The organism is Baekduia sp. (assembly GCF_035685985.1).
Taxonomy (GTDB): Bacteria; Actinomycetota; Thermoleophilia; order Solirubrobacterales; family Solirubrobacteraceae; genus Baekduia.
The window spans coordinates 184487-209033 of the sequence record NZ_DASRZV010000037.1; the positions used below are offsets into that span (position 1 = coordinate 184487).

At 74.5% G+C, this 24547-nt stretch carries 21 protein-coding genes; 4 read left to right on the plus strand and 17 right to left on the minus strand.

Annotated elements, in window-relative coordinates:
- The first annotated feature begins 29 nt into the window (after positions 1-29).
- Complete coding sequence (locus VFG42_RS25770) at positions 30-3404, plus strand: SpoIIE family protein phosphatase (RefSeq protein ID WP_324911714.1); 3375 nt, start codon at positions 30-32, stop codon at positions 3402-3404.
- Positions 3405-3437: 33 nt separating this feature from the next.
- Here the strand turns inward: VFG42_RS25770 and VFG42_RS25775 are convergent, their stop codons facing one another.
- Complete coding sequence (locus VFG42_RS25775; protein WP_324911715.1) at positions 3438-4445, minus strand: GGDEF domain-containing protein; 1008 nt, start codon at positions 4443-4445, stop codon at positions 3438-3440.
- 139 nt (positions 4446-4584) lie between these two features.
- Between VFG42_RS25775 and VFG42_RS25780 the strand changes: the two genes are divergently transcribed.
- Positions 4585-5241, plus strand: a complete 657-nt coding sequence (locus VFG42_RS25780; RefSeq protein WP_324911716.1) for a peroxiredoxin — start codon at positions 4585-4587, stop codon at positions 5239-5241.
- Here the strand turns inward: VFG42_RS25780 and VFG42_RS25785 are convergent, their stop codons facing one another.
- From VFG42_RS25785 to VFG42_RS25840, 12 genes are all read right to left on the minus strand, one after another.
- Complete coding sequence (locus VFG42_RS25785; RefSeq protein ID WP_324911717.1) at positions 5242-7143, minus strand: bifunctional diguanylate cyclase/phosphodiesterase; 1902 nt, start codon at positions 7141-7143, stop codon at positions 5242-5244.
- 105 nt (positions 7144-7248) lie between these two features.
- Entirely contained in the window at positions 7249-8802 is a 1554-nt protein-coding gene (locus tag VFG42_RS25790) for an APC family permease (RefSeq protein WP_324911718.1), read from the minus strand.
- A complete protein-coding gene (locus VFG42_RS25795; RefSeq protein WP_324911719.1) occupies positions 8789-10102 on the minus strand; it encodes an ArgE/DapE family deacylase in 1314 nt (437 codons plus the stop codon). Before VFG42_RS25795 ends, VFG42_RS25790 begins: the two co-directional genes overlap by 14 nt.
- On the minus strand, positions 10099-11541 hold the full coding sequence (locus VFG42_RS25800) for an aldehyde dehydrogenase (RefSeq protein ID WP_324911720.1): 1443 nt from the start codon (positions 11539-11541) through the stop codon (positions 10099-10101). The genes VFG42_RS25795 and VFG42_RS25800 overlap by 4 nt, the downstream gene beginning before the upstream one ends.
- The gene (locus tag VFG42_RS25805) at positions 11538-12416 is read right to left on the minus strand and encodes an acetoacetate decarboxylase family protein (RefSeq protein WP_324911721.1); all 879 of its coding nucleotides are present in this window, start codon (positions 12414-12416) and stop codon (positions 11538-11540) included. Before VFG42_RS25805 ends, VFG42_RS25800 begins: the two co-directional genes overlap by 4 nt.
- Entirely contained in the window at positions 12413-13372 is a 960-nt protein-coding gene (locus VFG42_RS25810; RefSeq protein ID WP_324911722.1) for a VOC family protein, read from the minus strand. The genes VFG42_RS25805 and VFG42_RS25810 overlap by 4 nt, the downstream gene beginning before the upstream one ends.
- Positions 13369-14595 carry a cytochrome P450 gene (locus tag VFG42_RS25815; RefSeq protein WP_324911723.1) on the minus strand — a complete coding sequence of 409 codons (1227 nt, stop codon included), beginning with the start codon at positions 14593-14595 and terminating at the stop codon, positions 13369-13371. Before VFG42_RS25815 ends, VFG42_RS25810 begins: the two co-directional genes overlap by 4 nt.
- Before the next feature lie 18 nt (positions 14596-14613).
- The gene (locus tag VFG42_RS25820) at positions 14614-15963 is read right to left on the minus strand and encodes a glutamine synthetase family protein (RefSeq protein WP_324911724.1); all 1350 of its coding nucleotides are present in this window, start codon (positions 15961-15963) and stop codon (positions 14614-14616) included.
- 20 nt (positions 15964-15983) lie between these two features.
- Positions 15984-16655, minus strand: a complete 672-nt coding sequence (locus VFG42_RS25825) for a type 1 glutamine amidotransferase (protein ID WP_324911725.1) — start codon at positions 16653-16655, stop codon at positions 15984-15986.
- Positions 16652-17812 (minus strand): NAD(P)/FAD-dependent oxidoreductase, encoded by a 1161-nt coding sequence (locus VFG42_RS25830; protein ID WP_324911726.1) that lies wholly within the window; start codon positions 17810-17812, stop codon positions 16652-16654. Before VFG42_RS25830 ends, VFG42_RS25825 begins: the two co-directional genes overlap by 4 nt.
- Positions 17813-17817: 5 nt before the next feature.
- Positions 17818-18006 (minus strand): ferredoxin, encoded by a 189-nt coding sequence (locus VFG42_RS25835; protein ID WP_324911727.1) that lies wholly within the window; start codon positions 18004-18006, stop codon positions 17818-17820.
- A complete protein-coding gene (locus tag VFG42_RS25840; protein ID WP_324911728.1) occupies positions 18003-18857 on the minus strand; it encodes a fumarylacetoacetate hydrolase family protein in 855 nt (284 codons plus the stop codon). The genes VFG42_RS25835 and VFG42_RS25840 overlap by 4 nt, the downstream gene beginning before the upstream one ends.
- 93 nt (positions 18858-18950) lie before the next feature.
- On the opposite strand from VFG42_RS25840, the gene VFG42_RS25845 reads away from it, so the two are divergent.
- Entirely contained in the window at positions 18951-19871 is a 921-nt protein-coding gene (locus tag VFG42_RS25845; protein ID WP_324911729.1) for a LysR substrate-binding domain-containing protein, read from the plus strand.
- Here VFG42_RS25845 and VFG42_RS25850 read toward each other — a convergent pair.
- Together VFG42_RS25850 and VFG42_RS25855 are read right to left on the minus strand one after the other, a co-directional pair.
- Positions 19868-21895 carry a hypothetical protein gene (locus VFG42_RS25850; protein ID WP_324911730.1) on the minus strand — a complete coding sequence of 676 codons (2028 nt, stop codon included), beginning with the start codon at positions 21893-21895 and terminating at the stop codon, positions 19868-19870. The genes VFG42_RS25845 and VFG42_RS25850 overlap by 4 nt on opposite strands.
- Positions 21896-22159: 264 nt before the next feature.
- Positions 22160-22630, minus strand: a complete 471-nt coding sequence (locus VFG42_RS25855) for a pyridoxamine 5'-phosphate oxidase family protein (protein ID WP_324911731.1) — start codon at positions 22628-22630, stop codon at positions 22160-22162.
- An 86-nt stretch (positions 22631-22716) separates the two neighbouring features.
- Here VFG42_RS25855 and VFG42_RS25860 point away from each other — a divergent pair, with 86 nt between their 5' ends.
- Positions 22717-23697: an AraC family transcriptional regulator gene (locus VFG42_RS25860; RefSeq protein ID WP_324911732.1), complete on the plus strand. Its 981-nt coding sequence runs from the start codon at positions 22717-22719 to the stop codon at positions 23695-23697.
- A 28-nt stretch (positions 23698-23725) separates the two neighbouring features.
- Here VFG42_RS25860 and VFG42_RS25865 read toward each other — a convergent pair whose 3' ends face one another.
- Positions 23726-24184 (minus strand): hypothetical protein, encoded by a 459-nt coding sequence (locus VFG42_RS25865; RefSeq protein ID WP_324911733.1) that lies wholly within the window; start codon positions 24182-24184, stop codon positions 23726-23728.
- Complete coding sequence (locus VFG42_RS25870) at positions 24181-24546, minus strand: hypothetical protein (RefSeq protein WP_324911734.1); 366 nt, start codon at positions 24544-24546, stop codon at positions 24181-24183. The genes VFG42_RS25865 and VFG42_RS25870 overlap by 4 nt, the downstream gene beginning before the upstream one ends.
- Between the last annotated feature and the right edge of the window lies 1 nt (position 24547).

The window sequence follows — 24547 nt, forward strand, 5'->3', positions numbered from 1 at the left end:
TGCTGACGTCAAGGTACGATTGCCTGACCTTGTCGCTGCGCGCGAACGACCAGCCGGACGGCACCGCGACCGCGACGCTCCGCGCCGGTGGACGCGTCGGCACCGACCTTCTCGCCGTCGACTGGGAGGCCACGCCGCTCGGCTCGCCGGACCGGTGGCCGCAGAGCCTGACCAGCGTCGTCGGCATCGTCCTGGGCTCGCGCTTCGCGATGTGGATGGCGTGGGGTCCGGAGCTGACGTTCTTCTGCAACGACGCCTACCGCCGCGACACGCTCGGCGCCAAGTACCCGCGGGCGCTCGGCCGCCCGGCCGCGGAGGTCTGGGCCGAGATCTGGCCCGACATCGGCCCGCGCATCGAGCGGGTCATCAGCACCGGCGAGGCCACCTGGGACGAGGCGCTGCTGCTCTTCCTGGAGCGGAGCGGCTTCCCCGAGGAGACCTACCACACGTTCTCCTACAGCCCGCTGGCCGACGACGACGGCCGGATCGTCGGGATGCTGTGCGTCGTCAGCGAGGAGACCGAGCGCGTCGTCGCCGAGCGCCGGCTGGAGACGCTGCGCGGCCTGGGCTCGGGGACGGCGTCGCCCGACAGCGAGGCCGAGGCGCTGGCGGCCGCCGCCGCGCGGCTGCGGGAGGGCGCGCGCGACCTGCCGTTCACGCTGACCTACCTGGCCGACGCCGACGGCGTCCCGCGCCTGGCGGCGACCAGCGGCGTGGCGCCCGGCCATCCGGTCGCGCCGGAGGTCGCCCCCGAGGCCTACATCTTGGCCGACGACGACGCGACCGGGACGGCGATCGCGCTGGACGCGCCGGACCTGCCGACCGGCGGCTGGCCGCAGGGGCCGACGACCGCGGCGGTCGTGCCGCTGCTGGCGCGCGGCGGCGACCGTCCCTACGGCGTCCTGGTCGCCGGGCTGAACCGCTACCGGCCCTACGACGAGCGCTACCGCACGTTCGTCGGCCTGGTCGCCGACCAGCTCTCGGCGACGATCGCCGGGGCCCGGACGCTGGAGGCCGAGCGCGAGCGCGCCGAGCAGCTCGCCGAGCTGGACCGCGCCAAGACCGCGTTCTTCACGAACGTCAGCCACGAGCTGCGCACGCCGCTGACGCTGCTGCTCGGCCCGGCCGAGGACGCGCTGAGCGACGCCGCCGAGCCGCTCGGCGACGCGCAGCGCCGACGCGTCGAGGTCATCGACCGCAACGCGCAGCGCCTGCTGAAGCTCGTCAACACGCTGCTGGACTTCTCGCGGCTGGAGTCCGGACCCACCGACGCCGCCTTCGAGCCCGTCGAGCTGGGCGCCTACACGGCCGAGCTGGCGTCGATGTTCGAGTCGGCGGTGCAGCGCGCCGGGCTGGCGATGACGATCGACTGCCCGCCCACGCCGACGCCGGTCCACGTCGACCGCGAGATGTGGGCCAAGATCGTGCTCAACCTGATGTCCAACGCCTTGAAGTTCACCTTCGACGGCGAGATCGGCGTCGCGCTGCGCGCCGACGACGGGCACGTGACGCTGACGGTCTCCGACACCGGCGTCGGCATCCCCGACGACGAGCAGGCGCGGCTGTTCGACCGCTTCCACCGCGTCGCCGGCGCGGCGGCGCGCACCCACGAGGGCTCGGGCATCGGCCTGGCGCTGGTCGCCGAGCTGGCCGCGCTGCACGGCGGCGCGGCGAGCGTCGAGTCGGTGCCGGGCGACGGCAGCCGCTTCCGCGTGACGCTCCCGCTCGGGACCGCGCACCTGCCCGCCGAGCGCGTGGTGCGGGACGCCGACGACGGAACCGCCGTGGCCGACCGCCAGGCGCGGGCGTTCGTCGCCGAGGCGCTGCGGTGGCTGGAGGAGCACGCCGAGGACGACGAGGCGCCCGCGCGCACCGGCCGCCCCCGCGTCCTGGTCGCCGACGACAACGCCGACATGCGCCGCTACGTCAGCGACCTGCTGACGTCCGAGTATGACGTCGTCACCGCGCCCGACGGCGCCGCGGCGCTGCGGCAGGCGATCGCCGACCCGCCCGACCTCGTCCTGACCGACGTGATGATGCCCGGCCTCGACGGCTTCGGGTTGTTGAAGGCCTTGCGCGAGGATCCGGCGACCATGGCGATCCCGGTCGTGATGCTGTCCGCGCGCGCCGGCGAGGACGGGACGGTCGAGGGCCTGGAGGCGGGCGCCGACGACTACCTCGTCAAGCCGTTCACCGCCCGAGAGCTTCGCGCGCGCGTGCGCGCGAACCTGGAGCTGGACCGCGTGCGTCGCGCGCGCGACCAGCTGGACCGCAGCCAGACGCTGCTCGACCAGGCCCAGCGCCTGGCGGCCGTCGGCTCGTGGGAGGTCGACGTCGAGACCGGCGCGATCGACGCGTCGACCCAGTACCTCGACATGCTCGGCCTGACCGCCGACGAGTACCGCGCGCTGGGCCGCGACCAGGCCGCGGCCCAGTTCATCCACCCCGAGGACGCCCCGCGCCTGCGCGACGCGCTGGCCGCCGGCGCGGAGGGCACGCCGCTGGACCTCGAGGTCCGCCTGCTGCCGCGCGGCGGCGGCGAGATCCTGGCGCGCGTGATGGGCGAGCTGTCGCGCGACGAGGCGGGCCGCCCGCTGGTGCTGCGCGGATCGGTCCAGGACATCACGCGCCAGCGCGAGGGCGAGCTGGCGCTGGCCGAGGCGACCGCCCAGCGCGAGGCCGCCGCCCGCGAGCACCGGATCGCCGACGAGCTGCAGCGGAGCCTGCTGCCGCCACGGGCGTTCACGCCCGACGGCCTGGAGGTCGCGACGGTCTACCGCGCGGGCGCCGAGGGCACGCAGGTCGGCGGCGACTGGTACGACGTGATCGAGCTGCCGCGGGGCCGCGCGGCGCTGGTCGTCGGCGACGTCATGGGCCGCGGCGTCCACGCCGCCGCGGTGATGGGCCAGCTGCGCGCCGCGGTGCGCGCCTACGCGCCGCTCGACCTGCCGCCCGACGCGGTCCTGCGCCATCTCGACGGCGTCGTGCAGGGCCTGGAGGCCGACCAGATCGTCACCTGCGTGCACGCGATCTACGACCCCGCCACCGGTGAGCTGTGCTACGCCAACGCCGGCCACCTGCCGCCGGTGGCGCTGCGGCCGGACGGGACGGTCGAGACGCTCGACGGCGGCGGCGGGCCCCCGCTGGGCACCGGCGGCGGGAGCGAGATCGCGGTCGGGCGCCTGGAGGTCACGCCCGGGACGCTGCTGGCGCTCTACACCGACGGCCTGGTCGAGCGCCGCGACGAGGAGATCACCGCGGGCATCGCCCGGCTCGGGCGGACGCTGCGGACCGCGGCGCGGGCCGACGACGACCTGGCGACGCTGCCCGCGCGGCTGGTCGCCGAGCTGTCGCCGGGCCGGCCGACCGACGACGTCGCGATCCTGCTCGCCCGCGCGCGGTAGGACGCGCGCCCCCGCCGCGCGGCGCGCGGCGGTCTACGCCGCGTGCGGCAGCGGCGTGGCCGAGGCGACGCGGTCGCGGCCGGTCGCCTTGGCGTGGTAGAGCGCGGCGTCGGCGCGGCGCAGCAGCGCGTCGACGCTCGCGCCGTCGGCGCCGAGCGTGGCGACGCCGACGCTGACGGTCAGCCGCAGGTCCTCGGCGACGTCCTCGGCGCGCAGCGCGTCCATGACGCGACCGGCGTAGGCCCGCGCGCCGTGGCCGTCGGAGCCGGTCAAGGCCACCGTGAACTCCTCGCCGCCGAAGCGGGCGACGCGATCGTCGGGGCCGGCGGCCGCGGTCAGCACGCCCGCCACGCGCCGCAGCGCCTCGTCGCCGACGAGGTGGCCGTGGCGGTCGTTGTAGCGCTTGAAGTGGTCGAGGTCGACCATGACGATCGACAGCCGCCCGCCGGCCAGCAGCCGCTCCAGCTCGGGCTCGATGCCGCGGCGGTTGAGCAGGCCGGTCAGCGCGTCGGTGTTGGCCGCGTCGGCGAGCGCCCGGCGCAGGATCAGCTCGCGCTCGGACATCAGGCGCACGAGCACGACCATCAGCCCGACGCTCACGACCGTGCCGACGAACAGGTCGGCGCGGTTGACCTCGAACGGGTTGACCGCCGAGGCGACGCCGGTCACCGCGACCATGAGCACGAGCCCGGCGGCCGTCCTCGCGCGCGTGGAGAAGTAGGCGAGGTGCACCAGCGGCCACAGCAGGAAGAACGCGGTCGGCCCCAGCGCGTTGGAGGTCGCGAGCATCAGCCCCAGCAGCGCCACCGAGGTCAGCGCGGCGCCGTGGATCGGCGTCCGCCGCCCCGGCGTGGCCAGCACCAGCACGCCGAGCAGCGCCAGCCCGCCGGACGCCGCGAGCTGCACCGTCCGCGCGCCGTCGGTCAGGTCCGGCTTGAGCAGGCCGCCCACGCCGCAGACCACGCTGCCCACGAAGAACAGCGCCAGCGCGACCCGCCGTTCGAGCAGCGGATCGTCTCGTTCCGGGAACCGCGATCCCATCCTCATCCCGGGCCGGTGATCGACCCCGCTCAGCGGCGCTTGAGCGCCGGCGGACGAACGTTATTTCATATAATCCCGGTCAGGATTTCCCCAAGCTCGCTACCGTGTCCCAGAATTCCTGATCACCGAAGGAGAAACGATGGCTCTGACGATCGGCGACGACGCACCCGACTTCGAGGCTGACACCACCGAAGGCCGGATCAACTTCCACGACTGGATCGGAGACAGCTGGGCCGTGCTGTTCTCCCACCCGCGCAACTTCACCCCGATCTGCACGACCGAGCTCGGCTACCTGGCGTCGATCAAGGACCAGTTCGACGCCCGCGGCGTGAAGATCATCGGCCTCTCCGTCGATCCGCTGGACAACCACGAGAAGTGGGCCCAGGACATCGAGGAGACCCAGGGCGCGGCGCTGAACTACCCGCTGATCTCCGACACGGACTTCAACGTGTCCAAGGCCTACGGGATGCTGCCCAACGACGTCGACGGCGACCCCACGCAGCGCACGGCCGCCCAGAACGCGACGCTGCGCAACGTGTTCGTGATCGGGCCGGACAAGAAGGTCAAGCTCGTGCTCATCTACCCGATGACCACCGGCCGCAACTTCGACGAGGTCCTGCGCGTGATCGACTCGCTGCAGCTGACGGCCGGCCACGCGGTCGCCACGCCGGCGCAGTGGCAGCCCGGCGAGGACGTGATCATCGCCGGGTCGGTCTCCGACGAGCAGGCCAAGGAGAAGTACCCGGACGGCTGGGAGGCCCCGCGCCCCTGGCTGCGCATCGTCCCCGCCCCGTAGTCAGGCGGCCAGCGCTCGGGTCGATGCCGGCGGCGTGTGCGTCGCCGGCATCTCCGGGCCGGGCCGTCCGAGCCCGAAGCCCTGCGCGCCGTCCACGCGGACCGTCCCGCTCAGCGCGCGGACGAGCTCCAGCGCCGCGTCGTCCTCGACGCCCTCGGCGATCACGTAGGCCCCGGTCTGCGTCGCGAACGCCGCGATCGCCAGCAGCGTGGCCCGCGCCCCGGCGTCGGCGTCGGCGGCCGCGACCACCGAGCGGTCGACCTTGACGAAGTCCGGGTGCGTGCGGCGCAGCATCTCCAGGCCGCCGGTGCCCGAGCCGACGTCGTCGATCGCCACGCGCAGCCCGTGGGCGCGCAGGCGCTCGATCGCCGCCGCGACCGCCGCGCCGCGGGCGCCGACGCGCTCGGTCACCTCGATCACGACGCGGTCGGCGCCGACGCCCGACGCCCGCAGCTCGGCCAGCAGCCAGTCGCCGCCGCGGGCCTCGCGGTCCAGCGTCTGGGGCGCGACGTTCAAAAACAGCAGCGCGTCCGCCGGCAGCTCGGGCGCCGCGCGGCGCAGCGCCTCGCGGGTGCAGAGCACGTCGAGGTCGTGGACGCGGCCGATCCGCTGGGCGACGTCGAACGCCTCGGCCGGGCCCTCGAAGCCGTAGCCGGCGGGGAACCGCGCGAGCGCCTCGACCCCGAGCAGGCGGCCGCGGCGCAGGTCCCAGATCGGCTGGAAGACGCACTCGGCGTCGCCGAGGTCCAGCAGCGTGCGCAGCGCGAGCGCGGCCTCGGCGCTGGTCACCGACGTCTCGTCGGCGATCTCGTCGAACGTCACGACCCGGTGGCCGCCGCGGCGCTTGGCCTCGTACAGCGCGGCGTCGCTCTGCTGGCGCAGGGCCTCGTGGTCGTCGCCGGGACGGAGGTCCGCCAGGCCGGCGCTGATCCGCACGCCGGCGGCGTCCAGGCGCTCCAGCAGCTTGGCGCACACCGCCTGCGCGCCGGCCTCGGCCGTGCGCGGCAGCAGCACCATGAACTCGTCGCCGCCGATCCGGAACGCGCGGTCGCCCGCGCGGCCGTCGGCCAGGACGGTGGCGACGTCGCGCAGCAGCGTGTCGCCGCGACGATGGCCGTGGCGGTCGTTGACGAACTTGAAGTCGTCGACGTCGAGCGCGACCAGCGTCAGCTGCTCGCCGTGGCGGCGCGCGCGGCCGACGGCGGCGCGCAGGTCCGAGCCGAACGCCCGCGCGTTGGGCAGGTGCGTCAGCCCGTCGAGCGTCGCGTTCTGCAGCGCCCGGCGGTGCTCGCGCACGAGCGTCCCGCCGAGCGGCAGGAACACGAGCGCGCCGGCCAGCAGGCCCAGCAGCGCGACCTCCAGGACCGTGCGGTCGGCGCGGCGCAGCTGGTCGTCCAGCGCCGACGACGTGCGCGTGATCTCGTAGGCGAAGCGCTCGCCGTCCAGCGTCAGCGGCTCGAGGTACTCCAGGCCGGAGCGGTCGGCGCGCACGTCGGACTCGCGGCCCGCGTACGAGCGGCCTTCGAGGATCGCGTCCTCGACCGCCGGGTCGCGGTCCAGCTCGCCGACCGTCTCGGGATCGCCCGCCGCGACCACCCGGAAGTCGGCGTCGATCACCATCGCCTCCGTGACCCCGGGCCGCGCCCGGACCGCGCGCAGGATCGCCGCGATCTCGCGCAGCGCCTCGGCGTGGTCGGACGCGCTGGCCCCGACGCGCTCGAACGTGCGCGCGTCGGCGGCGACCATCCGCGCGTCGCCGCGGATCTGCTCGTCGCGCAGCCGGTGGTGCAGCAGCACGTAGGCGCAGACGACCGTGACGCCGAGCCCGATGGCCAGCGAGAGCGCCAGCCGCGCCGCGAACGGCAGCCGTCCGCGGGCGCGGCGGCGAAGGTGGTCGGGCAACGAGAACGGCATACGTCACCCTCAGGGTTCGGCAGGTCCGCCCGCTCGGGCCATCCCCATTTCCGGGGGTGGGGCGTCCGAGCGGACGGACGTCCGAGTCGTGCCTTACGCCACGTGCTCGGCGGCCTCCGTCGGCGTGCGCTCGCCGATGTCCTGGTAGACGTCGGGGCGGACCGACCTCAGGATCGCCGCGACCGCCATCCCCACGAACGCGCTGGCGAACAGGGCGATCAGCAGGATGTAGGTCATGCTGTCGGTCTTGGCGCCGATCGTCGACGTGATCAACACGTTGAAGTTGCTCACGCCCAGGACGAGGATCACGACCAGCGCGATGCCCGACAGCAGCGGCGCGAGCAGCGACGCCCAGCGGCCGACGTCGTGATCGGGCTTGTTGTGGAAGAACGCCACGACCGCGAACGACGTGACCGCCATCAGCAGCAGGACGCCGAGCGCGCCGAGGTTCGTCAGCCACGTGAACAGCTTCAGCACGGGGTCGGCGCCGGCGATCGCGAACGTGCCGACGACCACGAGCGCCAGCAGCGACTGCGCCAGCGAGCCGACGTACGGCGCGCCGGTCTTCGGGTGCGTGCGGGCGAACGCGCGCGGGAAGACGCCCTCGCGGCCCAGCGCGAACAGGTAGCGCGCGACCGCGTTGTGGAAGGCCAGCAGCGCGGCGAACAGCGACGTGCAGAACAGCAGCTGCGCGCAGTCGCCCCAGAACAGGCCGAGCGTGCTCGTGCCCTGGCCGATCAGGACCGTCGTCGGGTCCGGCGCCTGGCCGGACGGGTCGGTGAAGCCGAGCTTGACCAGGGCCTCCGGGTTGACCATGTTGCTCGGGCCGATCGAGTTGGCCAGCAGCCACGACGACAAGGCGTAGAACACGCCGATCAAGGCCACCGCGATGAACGTCGCGCGCGCGACCGTCTTCTTGGGGTCCTTGCACTCCTCCGAGTAGATCGCCGCCGACTCGAAGCCGACGAACGACGCCACGCAGAACGTCAGCGACGCGCCCAGCGCCGTGCCGGTCGCCTCCGACGGGCTGAAGCCGACGGTCGACAGGCCCTCCGGCCCCGGCGACGCGATCACGCCGAAGTCGAAGATCGCGACGACGATGACCTCGAGGATCAGCGCGACGCCGAGCACGCGCGCGTTGAGGTCGATCTGCAGGACGCCGAGCGTCGCGATGATCGCGCCGCCGATCAGGCACCACCACTGCCAGTCCAGCGTGATCCCGATCTTGTCGGCCATGAACGCGCTGGTCGCCACGCCGAACAGGCCGTAGATCCCCAACTGCATCGCGTTGTAGGAGATGAGCGCGACGAACGCCGCGCCCACGCCGGGGATCCGGCCCAGACCACGAACGACGTAGGTGTAGAACGCGCCGGCGTCGGCGACGTGGCGGCTCATCGCCGCGTAGCCCACGGCGAAGACGCCGAGGACGATCGCCAGCGGGATGAACAGGAACGGGATGCCCTTGTTGCCCGTGACGAGGTAGGTCGCGGCCTGGCCGCCGGCGACCGCGGTCAGCGGCGCGGACGCCGCGACGATGAAGAACACCAGGTCGGGCACCCCGAGGGCGCGCCGGTGGAGCCCGCCCGCGCCGGACGCGCCGGTCGGGATCGGTGACGGCGCGTTGGCCGCCGGCTCAGCGATGGACATGACTGCTCTCTCCTCCGTGAGCCGCCGACACGGGCGGCCCCTTGTCGTTTGACTCCCCACACCACGCGACCAGGAAGCGCGCGAGCACGCGCGCCACCTCCCCCACCGACGGCAGCGACACGCGCTCGTCGATGCCGTGGATGTCCTCGGCCTCCGGTCCGAAGCAGATGGCCGGGATGCCGCGGGCCACGAAGTGGCGCGCATCCGTGGTGGCCGTGGTCGCACGCAGCGCGGCGGGCGCGCGATGGACCGACCGGTAGGCGTCGCCGAGGACGCGGACGACGGGCTCGTCGGCGTCGACCTGGCAGCCCTCGCAGCGGAAGCCGCTGTAGCGGACGGTCGCGCCGAACGGCACGCGGGCGACGGCCGCCTCGACGCGGCGCTGGAGGTCCGCCGGGTCCTGGCCCGGGTAGAGCGCCAGGCGGCAGGAGAGCGTCGCCTCGGCGGGCACGGTCGAGGCCCAGTCGCCGCCGTGCAGGATCCCCGGGTTGAGGTTGATCGGGTGCTCGTGGTCGGCGTACCACGCGTGGCCGGCGCGCTCGGCGTTCAGCTCGGCCTCCAGGGCGCGCAGCTCGGCCAGCACGCGGTGCACGGCGTCCAGCGCGTTGAACCCCGACGTGCTGGCGCGCGCCGCGTGGGCCGGGACGCCCCTGACGTCGACGTGGAACCACAGGACACCAACCTGGGCCAAGGTGAAGTGGTCGTGGTGGGGCTCGGTGAGGACCGCGGCGTCGGCGCCGGCGCCGCTGCCCGCCAGCAGGCACTGCAGCGCGCCGTTGCCCGTGCACTCCTCCTCGACGACGGACTGGAGCGTGACGTCGCCGCGCAGGGAGATGCCGGCGTCGCGCAGGGCCTTGACCGCGCCGACCATCGCGACCAGCCCGGCCTTCATGTCGCCCGCGCCGCGCCCGTAGAGCCAGTCGCCGTCGCGGCGGGCGACGAAGGGCGGCGAGGTCCAGAGCGTCTCGGAGGCCGGCGGCACCACGTCGACGTGGCCGTTGAGCACCACCGACCGGCCGCCGCCCACGCCGCCGCCTTCGCCCCGCCACGTGGCGACCACGTTGCGCTTGCCCGCGACGTCCCAGGAGAACGGCGAGTGGCGCGGGTCGGCGCGGATCGCCGCCGCGTCCATCGCGATCGACTCCACCTCCAGCCCGCAGTCGGCGAAGGCGCGCGCCATCAGCGCCTGGCCGCCCTCCTCGGCGCCCAGGACGGTGGGCTGCTCGACCAACGCGACGAGCAGGTCCTCCATCCAGGAGGCCTGCTCGGCCACCGCGCGGTCGATGGCGGCCTGGCTCACCCGACGGTGCCCTCCAGGATCTGGAGGGTCTTCAGGTCGGAGTAGAAGTCCAGCGCGTAGTCGCCGCCCTCGCGTCCGATGCCGCTGAGGCCCATGCCGCCGAACGGCGCGGTGAGGTCGCGGACCAGGAACGTGTTGACCCACACCGTGCCCGCGCGCAGCGCCCGGCCGACGCGGTCGGCGCGGCCCAGCGACGAGGTGTAGAGGATCGCCGAGAGCCCGTAGTTGGTGGAGTTGGCCAAGGCGATGGCCTCGTCCTCGGTCGCGAACGCCTGGTAGGTCAGGACCGGCCCGAAGACCTCGTTCTGGACGATCTCGGCGTCGTTGGACGTCGGCGCGATGAGCGTCGGCTCGTAGAACAACCCCGCGCCGCGCGCGCCGCCGCGCACGATCCGCTGCCCGTCCTCGCGCGCCCGCTCCACGAAGCCCTCGACCCGCGCGAGGTGGTCGGGGTGGATCAGCGGCGAGATCGTGGTGGCGTCGTCGCGCGGGTCGCCGAGGACGTGCGCGTCGGTCGCGGCGTGGAACCTGGTGAGGAACGCGTCCAGCACCGGCTCCTCCACCAGCAGGCGCGTGCCCGAGAGGCAGACCTGGCCGGCGTCGTCGTACTGGCCGGCGGCCTTGGCCGCCGCCGCGTCGAGGTCGGCGTCGGCGAAGACGATCAGCGGGTTCTTGCCGCCCAGCTCGGCGGTGAACGGCACGACGTTGGCCGCCGCCGCGCCGCCGATGTGGCGCGCGGTCTCGGTCGAGCCGGTGAACGACACGCGCCGGATCAGCGGGTGGGCGACCAGCGCGGCGCCGGCCTCCTCGCCGATGCCCTGGACCACGTTGAAGACGCCGGGCGGCAGCCCGGCCTCGTCGGCCAGCGACGCCAGCAGCGAGCAGCTCAGGGGCGACCACTCGGCGGGCTTGAGGACGACCGTGCAGCCGGCGGCCAGCGCGGGCGCGGTCTTCCACGTGGACAGCATGAACGGCGCGTTCCACGGCGTGATCACCGCCGCCGGGCCGGCGGGCATCCGCTGGACGCGGTTCCACGTGCCCTTGGAGCGCCAGTCGCGCTCCTCGTAGGCGACGGCGAGGTCGGCGTAGTTGCGGTAGTTGAGCGCGCCGCGCGCGATCACGCGGGCGCGCAGCGAGCGCAGCAGCATCGCCATGTCGGCGCACTCGACCGCCGCCAGCGCCTCGACGTTGGCGTCGATCAGGTCGGCGAGCCGGTGCAGGTGCGCGGCGCGCCCGACCGGGCCGAGCGCGGCCCAGGCCGGGAACGCGTCGTGCGCCGCGCGCACCGCCAGGTCCACCTCGCGCGCGCCCGCGCGCGCGACCTCGGCCAGCGGCTCGCCGTCGATCGGCGAGATGGTGGTGAACGTCCGCTCGCTGCCGACGCGCTCGCCGTTGATGTAGTGGTCGGTGGGGACGTCCACCCCGGCCACCGGGCTCATGCCCCTCCCTCCGCCGCGGAAGCGAGCCCCTGGGCGAGCTTCCGCCCGGAAGCCGAGCCGTCAGGCGAGGCTTTCGCAAGCTCCTTCACGGTCTCCAGGTCGTCCACCGTGTAGCCGAAGGTGAAGCGGTAGCCGCGCGCCACGTCGACCGGGCTCAGGAGCGTGTGCTCCTCGCCCGGCGCCGCGAGCAGCTCCAGCTCCGCGTCGCCCTCCCAGATCTCCGACACCGCGCGGTCGCGCGAGCGCGACCGCACCAGCTCGTGCACCTGCGGGTCGTCGTGGCGGCCGGCGGCCAGGCGCGGGAAGTGGCGCACGTTGACGATCGGCGGGTCGGTGTGGAGCGAGCCGCTGTCGCTCTTGGCCTCCAACGTCACCCGCGCCCGCGCGACCTGGCGGCCACGCGCGTGGCAGGTCGCGCCGAAGGCCGACCCGGCGCCCGTGCCGACGGCGGCGGGCACGTCCAGGTTGTAGGCCCTGGTCATCCAGACCTGCCCGAGCTTCTTCGGGAAGCCCTGGATCCAGCCGCGCGCCATCGCGAAGTCCTGGTCGACCCAGATGAACGTGCAGTAGGTGACCGGCGCGCCGTCCAGCAGCGCGTTGACCACGAGGTAGAACTCCTTGTACTGCGAGCGCGCCGGGTCGGTCAGCTCGTCGCCGCCCTCGCTGAAGGACTGCCAGTCGGCGAAGACCGCCGCGCAGCGGCCCGGGTCGTCGGCGAACGGCTCCAGGCCCTCGGGCAGCAGCGAGGTCGCGGCGTCCGGGTCGGCGTGGAAGTCGACGACCAGGAAGTCGCCGACGTAGTGCCACGGCGGCGGCGGCACGAGGCCGGCGCGGCCCGCCCGGGTGCGGGGCGTGGTGTAGCCGTTCAAGCTCACGCGGTCACCTCCGTGGAGGCGGGCGCCGGCGGGAGCGGGATCCCCTGCATCTCCAGCGAGTCGCGCTCGCTGGCCACCGCCGCGTCGTCGAAGCGGAAGTAGGAGCGCGGCGGCAGCGGCCCCCACGTGTTGGACGAGTAGCGGTCGTCGGGCCACACGCGCGGCTCGTGGTCGGCCTGGAGCTGCTCCATGTCGCAGTACAGCTCCACGAAGCAGGACTCCTCGACGATCCGCACGTAGGACGCGATGTTGCCGCCGACGCCGTGACGGGTCGGGCCCCAGCCCAGCCAGCGGCCGTGACGGCCGAGGTGGTCCAACATGTCGCGCATCTGGCCGATGTCCACCGTGTCGAAGGCGAGATGGTGGAAGTGGCTGTGGCCCTTGTCCACGAAGGCCATGACGTGGTGGTCGCTGTTGACGTGCAGCCAGACGCCGCCGTCGCCGAGCCAGTCGGTCAGCCGCATACCGAGGACGTCGACGTAGAAGTCCTTCTGCTCCTGGATGGCGCCGGTGAGGAAGTTGACGTGGCCGAGCTTGCGCGGGTGGCCGACCGGCAGCCGCGGGCCCGCCGGCCGGGCGTGCGCGACCAGGCGCGAGACCGACTCCCGGTAGGGCAGCAGGTGAAGGACATTGCCTTCGCGGTCCTCCAAGGCGAGCGACTCGCCCTCGCGCGTGAACGGCACGCCGTGCGCCTCCAGGTGCGCGGCCGCGTCGTCGGTCGTGCACCCGCGCGCCAGCTCCCAGCCGACGCGGGCGAAGCCGGGCTCCACCGCGCCCTCCCCTTCGCTCGCGGCGAGGAGGACGAGCGCGCGCGGCTCGTCGTCGCAGCTCAACGTCACCGACGCGTCGTCGCGGCCGCGCTCGGTCAGCCCGAACTGGAGCGCCCACCGCATCGCGGCCTCCTCCAGGTCCGCGACGCGCAGCGCGACGTGGTCCAGCCGGTGCAGCGCGATCACGACGCCACCCGCACCGGCAGGCGCTTGATCCCGTTGAAGAAGTTGGAGCGCAGCCGCTCGGGCGGCCCGGCCAACTCCAGCACCTCGGGCCGGGCCAGCAGCTCCTCGAAGGCGATCCGGATCTCCAGCTTGGCCAGGTGCGCGCCCATGCAGTGGTGGATGCCGCCGGGCCCGAAGGCCATGTGCGGGTTGGGCGAGCGCGTGATGTCGAAGACGTCGGGGCGCTCGAAGACCGTCTCGTCGCGGTTGCCGGAGACGAACCAGGTCGTGACCTTGTCCCCCGCCTTGATCGGCGTGCCCGCCAGCTCGGTGTCGACGGCGGCCGTGCGGCGGAAGTGGTGCACGGGCGTGGCCCAGCGCAGCATCTCCTCGGCGGCGGTCTTGCGCAGCGCGAGGTCGTCGCCCGCCCCGCGCAGCCTCTCCAGCTCCTCGGGGTGCTCCATCAGCGCGAGGAACCCGTGGGTGATCGTGTGGCGCGTGGTCTCGTTGCCCGCCGTGGCCAGCAGGACGAAGTACACGTCGAACTCCTGCTGGGTCAGCGGCTCGAAGGCCAGCTGGGTGATGATGTCGTCCTTGGGGTGCTTGCGCCGCTCCGCGGCCAGGCGGCGGCCGAACTCGAACATCTCCAGCGCGGCGGGCGAGGAGAACGGCAGGTGGCGGTGCGCGTCGTCGTCGGCGACCTTGTATTCCGGGTCCTGGTTGCCGAGCAGGCGGTCGCCGATGTCGATGATCACGCGCCGCTCGTCGTGCGGGATGCCGAGGATCTCGGCGAAGACCTGCATCGGGATCTCCGAGGCGATCTCGCGCACGAAGTCGAAGTCGCCGCCCTCGGCCAAGGCGAGGTCCAGCACTTCCCGCGTGACCGTCCGGACCTGGTCCTCCCACACGTTGACCGCGCGCGGCGTGAAGCGGCGGTTGATGAGCCCGCGCAGCTGGTCGTGGCGCGGCGGGTCCATGTCGATCATCGACTTGCGCGCCTCGACGTGCTCGGGCGCGAGGTCCTCCAGCGAGGTCCCGCCCAGCTCCGAGGAGTAGATGTCCACGTTGCGATGGACGAAGCGGATGTCCTCGTAGCGCGTGACCGCCCAGAAGCCGGGGCCGTCGGGCTCGGGGTTCCAGTGGACGGGGTCGTCGCGGCGCAGCTCCGCGAAGGCCTCGTGCGGCACGGCCTCGAGGAAGGCGTCGTGGTCGGAGAGGTCGATGTGGCTGAGGGTCTTCGACATGATGTTGTACGCCTCGCTCTACAGGTGGTGCAGGTACTCGTCGATCTCCCAGTCCGAGACCCACGCCCGGTGGCGCTCGATCTCGAACCGCTTGACCGCCAGGAACGTGTCGACGATCTCCGGGCCCAGCGCGCCGCGCAGGACCGCGTCGGCGTCCAGCGCGTCCAGCGCGGCCTCCAGCGTGCTCGGCAGCGCCGGCCCGGCCTCGGCGGCGCGGTAGGCGTCGCCGGAGATCGGCGCGGGCGGCGTCAGCTCGCGGCGCAGGCCGTCCTCGCCGGCGGCCAGCACGGCGGCGATGGCCAGGTACGGGTTGGCCGCGCCGTCGCCGACGCGGATCTCCAGGCGCGTCGCGCCGCCGCGCTCGGGCGGGATCCGGATGAACGTCGAGCGGTTGTCCCAGCCCCAGTTGGCGTGCGTCGGCGCCAGCGAGTCGGGCTGGATCCGGCGGTAGGCGTTGATGGTGGGGTTGAGCAGCGCCATCAGCGCGGGCGCGTGCTCCAGGACGCCCGCGTTGAAGCGGTGCAGCGCCGGGCTGACGCCGTCGGGCTCGCCGGGCGCGTCGAACGCGTTGGCGCCGTCGCGGTTCAGCGAGACGTGCAGGTGCGTGCCGCTGCCGCCCTGGTCGTTGAAGGGCTTGCCCATGAACGTCGCGACCAGCCCGTTGAGCGCGGCGATGTCCTTGACCGCCGACTTCAGGCGGAACGCGCGGTCGGCGGCGGTGACCGCGTCGGCGTGGCGCAGGTTGATCTCGTACTGCGAGTTCATGAACTCGTGGTTGACCGCGAAGACCTCCAGGCCGAGCGTCGCCAGGTCCTCGGTCATGCGGCGCACCAGCCCGCCGGGGTCGGCCTGCGGGCCGACGGTGTAGACCATCGAGAGGTGGTCCAGATGGCGCTTGACGCCGTGGGGCGCGCTCTCGTCGCGCGCCACCAGGAAGAACTCCAGCTCGGGGCCGACGATCGGCGCGTACCCAAGGGCCTTGAGTCGCTCCTGGGCCGCGCGGACCGCGCCGCGCGGGTCGGCGATCGGCGCGCCGCCCGCGGCGGGCTCCAGGTCGCTGAGGCACGCGGCGACGCCGGGCTCCCACGGCAGCGGCGCCATCGTCGCGAGGTCGGGGCGCGCGATCAGGTCCGGGTAGCCCTCGTCGCCGCCGACGACCGGCGTGTGGCGCAGGTCGGTGCCCATCACGGCCGAGCAGAAGCAGAGGCCCTTCTCGATGGCGTGGTCGAACTCGCCGATCGGGACGTCCTTGCCGCGCGCGACCCCGTGCAGGTCGGGGTACATCACGCGCACGGAGGTGATCGGCACGCCGCCGGCGACCGCGTCGCCGGGCGCCGGCGCCTGCGTCTCGATGGGCTTGGTCTGCATGGTGGGTCGGGTCTCCTGCCTCATGTGCGCGTCCTCTGCCAGAAGGCGTCGAACAGGTGAAACGCGGCCGCCACGGCGGCCTCCGCATGGCGGCGTCCGCGCTCCAGGCGCGCCTCGCCGTCGTCGATGCCCAGCGCGGCCAGCCGCTCGCGGTCGGCGCGCGCCCAGGCGCTCACGATCTCGATCGTGGACTCGGGGTGGAACTGGACGCCGAGGTGGCGTCCGTGGGCGAAGGCCTGGGGGCCGACCGGCGACGAGGCCAGCGCCCGCGCGCCGTCCGGCACGCTGAAGCGGTGGAAGTGCCACTGCAGCCACGGGCCGCCGCGCACGATCGTGTCGTCCTCGGTCCGCACGTCGTGCCAGCCCAGCTCGGGCTCGGGCGCGGCGTCGATCGCGCCGCCGAGGACCGACGAGAGCATCTGGCCGCCGAAGCACAGGCCCAGCACGGGGACGTCGCGCGCGAGCGCGTCGGCGAGGTAGGCGCGCTCGGCGGCGACCTCGGCGAGGTGCGTGTCGTCGGGGTTGTGCTTGGAGCCGAGCGAGGCGACGAACGGCTGGCCGTTCAGCTCGGGCAGCGGCCCGCGGCCCGCGTGGTGGACGACGTACGGGATGCCGCGCGCGGCGCACCAGCGCGCCAGCAGGCCGGGCGGGCCGGTCTCGCCGTGCTGGAGGATCACCGCGGTGCCGCTCACGCGGCCACCCCGGCGCTCGCCAGCTCGCGCCGGTAGGCGGCGAGCTTCTTGGCGTTGTTGAAGGCGATGGCGCCGACCAGGCGGCCGTCGGCGTCGCGCGCCTCGGCGACCAGGCGCGGCCCGTCCTCCTCGACGACCTCCAGCGTGGCCGCGCGGGCCGGGAAGCCGACGGCCTGGATCTTGACGTCGTACTGGTCCGACCAGAAGTACGGGGGCGCGACGTGGGCGGTGCGCTCGCCGGCGTCGGCCAGGGCGTTGCGTCCGGCCAGCGCGCCGTGCTCGGCGGCGACCGTCCAGTGCTCGACGCGCACGACCTCGCCGGCGGCCAGCGGGTGCGGCCAGGAGACGACGTCGCCGGCGGCCAAGATGTCGTCGTCGGTGACGCTGGTCAGCGTGCCGTCGCAGACGATGCCGCCGCGCTCGTCGAGCGCCAGGCCGGAGGAGGCCAGCCACTCGGTGTTGGGGATCGCGCCCAAGGCCACCAACACGACGTCGGCGTCCACGCGCGCGCCGCCGTCCAGCGTCACGCCGCCCGCGTCCACGGCGGCGACCGCCGTGCCGAGCCGCAGGTCCACCCCGTGCGCGCGGTGCAGCTCCGCCGCGCGCTCGCCCAGCTCCGCGCCGAGCGGCAGCAGCGGGCGCGGCGCGACGTCGATCAGCGTCACGTCGATCCCCGCCTTGCGCGCGGTCGCCGCGACCTCGCAGCCGACGAAGCCCGCGCCGACGATCGCGACGCGCCCGGGCCGCGCGTCGAGCGCCGCCCGCAGCGCCAGCGCGTCGTCGACGTCGCGCAGCGTGTGGACGCCGTCGACCTGGTCGGGCCACCTGCGCGCGCGGGCGCCGGTGGCGACGATCAGGCGGTCGTATCCGACCTCGGCGCCGTCGGCCAAGGCAAGGACCTTGCGTTCGCGATCCAGCGCGACCGCGGCGGCGCCCAGGCGCCACTCCGCGTCCAGCGTCTCGGGCACCGGGAACGCGCAGTCGGCGTGCTCCTGCTCGCCGGCCAGCAGCTGCTTGGACAGCGGCGGGCGCGTGTAGGGCGCGTGGCGCTCGTCGCCGACGACGACCAGCGCGCCCGCGTGGCCCGCGCTCCGGACGGCCTGCGCCGCGCGCAGCCCGGCCAGCGAGGCGCCCACGACGACCACGCGCTCGGGCACCGTCGTCAGCCCTCGATGCGGATGGCCATCATCGGGCACGCGTTGACGGCCGCCTCGACCGCCTCGCGCCGGGACTCGTCGACGTCCTCCTTCCAGACCAGGACGTCGTCGTCCCCCAGCTCGAAGACGTCGGGCGCCGGGAAGACGCACTCGCCGTGGCTCTGGCAGAGGTTCATGTCGACGTGGACCTTCATCGGGTGCGGCTCCCTTCGACCGTGCGCTCGGCCTCGTCCTCGGGGATGGCCAGCGCGACGTGCAACGTGTTCGCGGAGGTCGCCATCTGCTCGCCGGCCTCGGAGAGGTCGACGTCCCAGTCGACGACGGTGCTCTCGACGCGGCCCAGGCCGCTGATCTCGACGGCGACGACGTCGCCGGGCGCCATCGGCCGCGAGTTGGCCGGCGTCCCGGTGAGCACGACGTCGCCGGGCTCGAGCGTGATGAGCCGGCTCAGGTCGGCCAGCTGGTAGGCGACGCCCCAGATCAGGTCGTCGGCCGTCGCTTGCTGGACGACCTCCCCGTTCAAGGTGGTGGTCAACGTGTAGTTGGTGGGGTCGAACTCGCTCGCGGGCACGACCTCGGGCCCGATCGGCAGGAAGCCGTCCTGGCCCTTGACGCGCAGCATCGAGCCGCGGTCGGCGTGGCGGAAGTCGTGCAGCCCGACGTCGTTGGCGGGCGCGTAGCCGGCGACGTGGGACAGCGCGTCGGCGATCGACACGCCCTTCATGCGGCGACCGATCACGACGGCCAGCTCGCCCTCGTAGTTGAGGAACTCGGCGCCGTGCGGGCGGTCGATCGTGCCGCGGTGGCCGTTGAGCGTCGTCGGCGGCTTCATGAAGTACGACGGCGCCGGCGGCGTGTTGGCCCGGTACTCCTCGATCCGGCTGCGGTAGGTCAGGTGGACCGCGAGGATCTTCGACGGCTCCACCGGCGCCAGGTAGCGCGCGGACGCCTCGTCGATGCGCCGGCCGTCCTCCAGCACGATCTCGTCGCCGGCGCGACGGCCCCACACGGGGATGCCGTCGACCGCGACCCGGACTCTCCTCACCTCGGTCACGGCGGGGCAGTTTGGACCTGACCATTTGGTCGATACAACGCCGATTGGCGCACGATTGTGCGCGTGAGGCGATAAATTGCGCACATGGAGCTGCGCCAGCTGCGCTATTTCGTCGCGGTCGCCGAGGAGCTGCACTTCTCGCGCGCGGCCGGGCGCCTGAGCCTCGCGCAGTCGGCGCTGAGCTCGCAGATCCGCCAGCTGGAGCGCGAGCTGGGCGGGCCGCTGCTGGTGCGCTCGACGCGGCGCGTCGAGCTGACGCCGGCGGGCGAGTCGCTGCTGCACGACGCCCGCGAGATCCTGGCCGCCACCGACGACGCGCTGCACCGCACGCGGGCGCTGGCGCGCGGCGAGGCGGGCCGGCTGACGATCGGGTCGCTGGGCCCGCCGCCCGGCGAGCTGCTGGCGCCGCTGCTGACGCGGCTGGGCTCCCAGCACCCCGACGTGCGCGTCGAGATCCGCGCGTTCGACTTCACCGACACGGTCGACGGCCTGCTCGACCGCCACGCCGACCTGGCGTTCGTCTACCTGCCGCTGCACCACCCCGACCTCGTGGTGACGCCGATCGCGTCCGAGCGCCGCGTCGTGGTGCTGCCGAGGTCGCACCGGCTGGCCCGGCGCAAGCGGCTGGCCCCGCGCGACCTGCGCGGGGAGGTCTTCATCACCCAGCCGCCGGAGGTGCCGCAGGAGTGGCGCGACTTCTGGCTGCTGGTCGACGAGAACGACGGCCACCGGCCGCCGATCTCACCGCACATCGGCGACAAGCTGGAGGACTGGCTCCAGCTCATCGCGCGCGGCGAGGGCGTCGACACGGCGCCCGCGATCATCTCCCGGTACTACGCGTGGCCGGAGTTGTCCTACATCCCGCTCCACGACGCCGCGCCGGCCACCCTGGCGCTGGCCCGCCGCCGCGACGCCGAGCATCCGCTGACCGAGGAGGTCACCGCGCTGACGCTCGACATCGCGGCGCAGGCGGGCCTGCGCGCGTCGCTCCCGATCGAGGCCTAGGCCTTGGTCGTCCGCCTCAGGACGACCGTCGGCGGGTCGCCCGGGCCGGGCGTGGTGGCGCACGTCCGGTAGACGCGCGTCGTGGCCAGCGCGGCGCCGACGGCCTTGACCTGGACCTTGACGGTCGCGGCCGGGCGGCCGGCCAGCGACACCTTGGCGGCGCGGGCCTTGGCCGAGACCGAGCGGACGACCTTGCCGTCCACGACGATCTTGAAGCCCTTGACCTTGGCGCCCTTGGGCAGCGCCCAGTGCACGCTCACGGCGCGGCGGCTGACGCACGGCCACGGCGTGATCGTCGCGGCGGGCGCGGGCGCGGGCGCGGCGGCCGGGGCCGGGGCCGGGGCCGGAGCCGCGGTCTCCTTCGTGCCCGTCGGCGCCGGGGTCTCGACGACCGGCGCGGCCGGGGCCTTGACGTCCCAGGTCACCGTGCGGGCGGCGCCGGCCGTGCCCGCGGCGTTGACCATGCGCAGCGCCAGCGTGTGACGGCCGACGGCCAGGCCCGCGACGTCGACCGGCGAGGCGCACGCCTCGTACGGCGCGCCGTCCAGCGAGCACTCGGCGGTCAGGCCCGCGGGCGTGGCGAACCGCAGCGTGGCGACCGTGGCCGTCGAGTCGACCGGCTCGTCCTCGGTGTCCGGGACGTCCGGGACCGACGTGTCGACGGTCCACGAGCGCGTCGTGACGTCGGTGCCGACGTTGCCGGCGGCGTCGACCTGCTTGACCGCGACGGTGTGCGCGCCGTCCGCCAGGCCCGTGAGGCTCAGCGGGCCGGCGCAGGCGGCGTACGGGCCCTCGTCGACCGAGCACTCGAACGACGCGTCGGCCTCGCCGCCGAGCGTCAGCGTCGCGCTGTCGGAGGCGACGACGCCGGACGGCGCGCCGGTCACCGTCGGGGCGTCGGGCGGCGTCGTGTCGACCGTCCAGGTCTTCTCGGTGGCCGGGCCCGCGACGCCCGCCGAGTTCGTGGCGCGGACGTCGTAGGCGTGCGGGCCGTCGGCCAGGCCGGTGAGGCTCGCCGGGGACGTGCACGCCGTCCAGGCGCCGCCGTCCAGCGCGCACTGGTAGCCGACGACCCGCGTGTCGCCGGGAGCCGGCGCGAAGTGCGGGGCCGCGGCGTTGGTGGTGACCGTGCCCGACGGCGTGTTCGTCACCTGCGGCGCCTGCGGGGCGGGCGGGGCGGTGAAGTACCACTGGACCGACAGCGTCTTGGTGGCGCCCGCGGCGAGGGCGAAGTCCCACTCCACGCCCTCGCCCGAGTCCTGGTTGGTCGGGTCGATGATGTCGGGCAGCGACCCATAGCTCTTGTTGCCGGTCGAGCCGTAGTACGGCTCGTTCATGCCGCTGAAGTAGTGCGACCAGGGCGAGACGGCCTGCTCGACGAGGTAGCCGGTGGTGCCGTCGGAGGCGACCGAGCCGATCATGCGGTTCGGGCTGGAGCCCGACATGACGCCGTTGCCGTTGTCGTTCTGGTTGACGTACATGTCGGCGCCCTCGAAGGCCTGGAAGGCCTCGGAGGAGCCGGTGCCGTTGTGGACCGCCCAGGTCGTCGTGAAGCGCGTCGTCCCGGAGACGTGCGTGACCGTCTGCGTGATGTCGACGCCGGCGTGGGCGCGGAACTGGCTGGTGACGACGTAGGGATCGCCGGGCGTGCCGGTGCCGGTCAGCACGGGCGCCGAGGTCTGGGTGAACGGCACGTTGTTGGTGCCCAGCTGCTGGGACGAGTACAGGCCGCTCGTCGTGTTCAGCGCGAAGTTCGCGGCCGTGCCGTCGTTCATCGTGCTGGTGTCGATGCCCCAGTAGAGCGGGCTGTCGACGGCGCTGAAGCGCGCCTCGACGGCGCCGGCCGTGTCGGGCGCGCCGGAGACGCCGATGGCCATGGCGCTGCCGGGGATCACCACGCCGCCGGGGTCGAGGCTGTCGGCCGCCGAGGCGCCCGCGGGCAGGGCGAGCGCGATCGCCGCGACGAGGGCGGGCGACAGGGAACGGCGCAGCCTGGACGCGGCGCCGGGAAGATCAAGAGGCAAAGAGGGTCCTTTTCGGTGATGCGGTACGACACCACCGACATCGGTCGCGGCGGCCGTCGCTTGACCGTCGCCGTCGGTCTCCGCACGGGCGACCGACCCGTCCCGACGCTCCGGCAAGCGGCGCGCCGATGCACCGCCGGGCCTGCTGTCCGATCGGGGGGTCGCGCGCGATCGCCGTTTGCCACGCGCCGTGGGATGGAACGCTGATGTCTACCGCGGGACGACCTCACCCCTGCCAGGTACGTCCCGCCGCGCCGGAGCGGGTCACGTGCGCTCTATGCGGCGCACGCCCCGTTCCGGCGTCCACACCTCGACGATCAGCCGCTTGGCCACCTCGTCGACCTGGACGGTCGACGCCTCGGCGACGTCCAGGCGAAAGAGGTGCGACGGGCCGCCCTGGGCGGCCTCGCCGTTGAGGCGCTCGACCAGCTCGGGGTCGGTGACCTCCTCCACGGTGCCCGCGACCTTGGCGTCGCCGGTCCACGCGGGCGGGTCGTCGCTGCCGGAGTGCAGCGCGTAGCGCGGGTCGCGCCGCAGGTCGTGGGCCTTGAGCGCCTGCCACATCGAGCCGATCCACAGCTCGCCGTCCGCGAACGTGCACTCGGTGCCCGAGACGCGCGGGGCGCCGTCGGCGCGCAGCGTGGCGAGCGTGAGGTGGGTGTGCGCGGTCAGGCGCGCGCGGACGGCGGCGGCCAGCTCGGGGGCGGCGGCCTCGAAGGCGGAGAAGGAGGGCATCGACGGGCGAGCATCGCGCGCCGGTCGGCCGAGCGCCGGCAAGACGTCGAACGCGATCAAGCCCCGGTCGCGGCGGGTCGGCGAAGATGTCGTGGTTGCCCGCCGCGCCCGACCGTCTCCGCGACCTGCTGGACCTCGTCGTCGGCTCGCTCGACGAGCCCGGCGCCGACGGGCGCGCGCTGGCCGCCCGCGCCCACTTCTCGCGCGACCACCTCGACCGGCTGCTGTCGGGCGCGACGGGCGAGTCGCCGGTCGCGCTGCGCCGGCGGCTGCTGCTGGAGCGGGCGGCGTGGGAGCTGCGCGCGCGGGGCGCGACGCCGACGGAGGTCGCCGCGCGCGCCGGGTACCGCTCGCCGGCCGCGTTCTCGCGCGCGTTCGTGAAGGCCTACGGCGTGGTGCCGAGCGCGTTCGCGGACGCCGCGCACGTGGCGGTGTCGCTGCCGGCGCCCAACGGCGTCCGGTTCCACCCGCCGGGCGCGGTGGCGTTCGACGCGCGCGGCGGCGACGGCGGCGGCGGCGCGCGAGCGAGCGGCGGCAACGACGGGCTCGTCGAGCGCCTGGTCGGCCATCATCTCGACCGCGCGCGACAACTGCTGGAGCGCGCCGCGACGCTGCCGGCGGAGGCGCTCGCGCGGCCGCTGCGCCCCGGGTTCGTCGCCCATCCGCTGGAGGGCGAGGAGCCCAGCGCCGAGCTGATGGCCGAGCGCCTCGTCGCGACGCTCGAGGTCTGGAACGCGGCGATCGGCGGCGAGGTGCGCGACGGTCCGGCGTCCGGGACGCGCGTCGAGCGGCTGGACCGCGCGGGCCGCGTCTTCGCGGCGACCGTGCGCGCGCTGCGCGACCGCGGAGCCTGGGACGCGGGCTTCGTCGACGCGCTCTGCGAGCCGCCGCGGTCGTTCACCTACGGGTCGGTCGTCGCGCACGTCATCGAGTACGGCGCGATCCGCCGCGAGATGCTCGCCTCCGTCCTGGCCGAGCTGGGCGCGGGCGACGCCGAGGCGGCCGAGGGCGACCCGATCGCGTGGGAGCTGGAGCGCGGCCACGCGATCCGCCGGCCACGCCGCTGAGCGCGGCCGGCGGGCGCGGGACCGAGGGTCAGCCGTTCCAGAGCGCCGTCGGGTCGCGCGGACGGCGCGGGTCGCGGCCGGCCCAGAGCGGGCCGTCGGTCGGCGCGACCGGGCCGGTGGGCGGCGGCGCGGGGACGGGCGCGTCCGGCGCGCGCGGCGCCTCGGGCGGGGGTGGCGACGCGGAGGCCGTGGCGAGCTGCTCGGGCACGCGCGCGAAGCGCAGCACGACCGCGCCGACGGCGAGCACGACGACCAGCGCGAACGCCAGGCCGCTCCCGTCGCCCGCGGCCGCCAGCGCGAGCGTGTGGACGCCGAGCGCGACCAGCGCCCAACTGCTCAGCGGCCGCAGGTAGGTCCGCGCGAGGCGCACGGTGTCGGCGTCGTCGAGCTGCGCGGCCAGCGCGCCCCAGGCGCCCAGCGCCAGCGCGACCAGGCCGATGGCGACCGGCAGCGAGGCGACGGCGACGTGCTGCATCGCGTCGGTCATGTCGTGCTCCCGTCGAGGCCCGAGCCGGCGCTGGGCGCGGAGGGCGCCGCGCCGGTGCCGCCGTCGTCGTTCATGCCGCCGCCGGCGCCGGCGCCGTCTCCGCGGTGGTGCCAGAAGCCGCCGCCGTCGGGCGTGCCGGGCGTGCTCGGCGTCGACGAGCGCGGTTGCACCGGTTGTTGTCGCTGTTGCTGCGGGCTCGGGCTCAGCGCCGGACCCGGCGTCGCCGGGGTGCCGGTGTCCGCGTCGGCGGGCTGGTGCAGCGCCCCCAGCGCCAACAGCGCCAGGAACGCCGTGACGGCCGCCGCGCCCACGCGGCGGTGGGCGATGCGGCGCGCGTCAGGGGTGGTCGTGTCCGTGTTCATG